Consider the following 1706-nt stretch of genomic DNA (forward strand, 5'->3'; position numbering starts at 1 on the left):
GCCGACGGCCGGCCCGCCCGCACCGATTCCTTGGCCGACGGCCGGCCCGCCCGCACCGAGTCCCTGGCCGACTGCTGGCCACCCGCACCGAGGCCCTGGCCGACTGCCGGGGAGGGCCCCCAACGCCTTCCCCGGCCGATCACCGGGCCACCCCGCGCCGCATTCCCCGCCCCCGACTGTGCACCGAGAGCGGAGCAACCCCATGGCACCCACCCTCACCCTCAAGACCGGCACGTCCTGGCCCGACGCGTGGCGGCGCTGTCTCGCCGTCGCCCCCGAGGCCTTCCGCGACGACCGGGTCCTCAACCTCTGGAACGGCGCCTGGCAGGAGGACGGCCGGGCCCTGCCCGCCGTCAGCCCCGTCGACGGCAGCCCGATCGCCGGCCCGCCCCGCCTGGACCGAACCACCGCCCACCGGGCCGTGTGCGCCGCACTCGACCAGCACCGCGCCTGGCGTCACCTCCCCCTGGAGGAACGCCGGGCCCGGGTGGCGGCCACTTTGGACGCCCTCACCGAACACCGCGGCCTGCTGGCGCTCCTGCTCGTCTGGGAGATCGGCAAGCCCTGGCGGCTCGCCCAGGCGGACGTCGACCGGGCCATCGACGGGGTCCGCTGGTACGTCGACGGTGTCGAACCGATGCTCGCCGGCCGCTCCCCGCTGGACGGCCCCGTGTCCAACATCGCCAGCTGGAACTACCCGATGAGCGTGCTCGTTCACGCATTGCTGGTCCAGGCACTGGCAGGCAACGCGGTCATCGCCAAGACCCCGACCGACGGCGGTGTCGCCTGTCTGACCCTGGCCTGTGCCCTCGCCGCCCGCGAGGGAGTTCCCGTGACCCTCGTCAGCGGCAGCGGAGGTGAGCTGTCGCAGGCGCTGGTGCGGGCACCCGAGATCGGCTGCGTCTCCTTCGTCGGCGGCCGCGACACCGGAGCCGCCGTCGCCACGGCCGTCGCCGACCTCGGCAAACGACACGTACTCGAACAGGAAGGACTCAACACCTGGGGCATCTGGAACTACTCGGACTGGGACACGCTCACCGCGGTGATCCCCAAGCTCTTCGACTACGGCAAGCAGCGCTGCACGGCGTACCCGCGCTTCGTCGTCCAGCGGCACCTGTTCGACGCGTTCCTGGCGGCGTACCTCCCGGCGGTGCGCACGCTCAGGGTCGGACATCCGCTCGCCGTGGAGCAGCCCGACGACCCGTACCCGCAGCTGGACTTCGGGCCGGTGATCAATGCGGCCAAGGCGAAGGAGCTGCAGGACCAGGTCGCCCAGGCGATCGAGCGCGGCGCCGTACCGCTGCACCGTGCCACGCCCGAGGACGCCCGCTTCCTGCCCGGCCAGGACACCTCCGCCTACGTTCAGCCGGTCACACTCCTCAACCCGCCCTCGTCCTCTCCGCTGCACCACGCGGAGCCGTTCGGCCCGGTCGACACGATCGTCCTGGTCGACACGGAGGCGGAGCTGCTGGCCGCGATGAACGTCTCCAACGGCTCGCTGGTCGCCACGCTGTCCACGGACGACCGGGCGACGTACGACCGGCTCGCCCCACAGATCCGCGCGTTCAAGGTCGGCCACGGCGCGCCCCGCTCCCGGGGCGACCGCGACGAGCTGTTCGGCGGGCTCGGCGCGTCCTGGCGCGGCGCGTTCGTCGGCGGTGACCTGCTCGTGCGCGCGGTGACGCGAGGACCGCAGGGGGAGCGGC

1 protein-coding gene is annotated in these 1706 nt (G+C 73.3%); it reads left to right on the top strand.

Annotated features, from left to right (window positions below):
* Positions 1 to 202: 202 nt before the first annotated feature.
* Positions 203 to 1706: aldehyde dehydrogenase family protein (locus tag ABZ281_RS48295; protein WP_356665090.1), on the top strand; the 1504-nt coding region annotated here is incomplete at its 3' end.

The organism is Streptomyces sp. NPDC006265 (assembly GCF_040613555.1).
Taxonomy (GTDB): domain Bacteria; phylum Actinomycetota; class Actinomycetes; order Streptomycetales; family Streptomycetaceae; genus Streptomyces.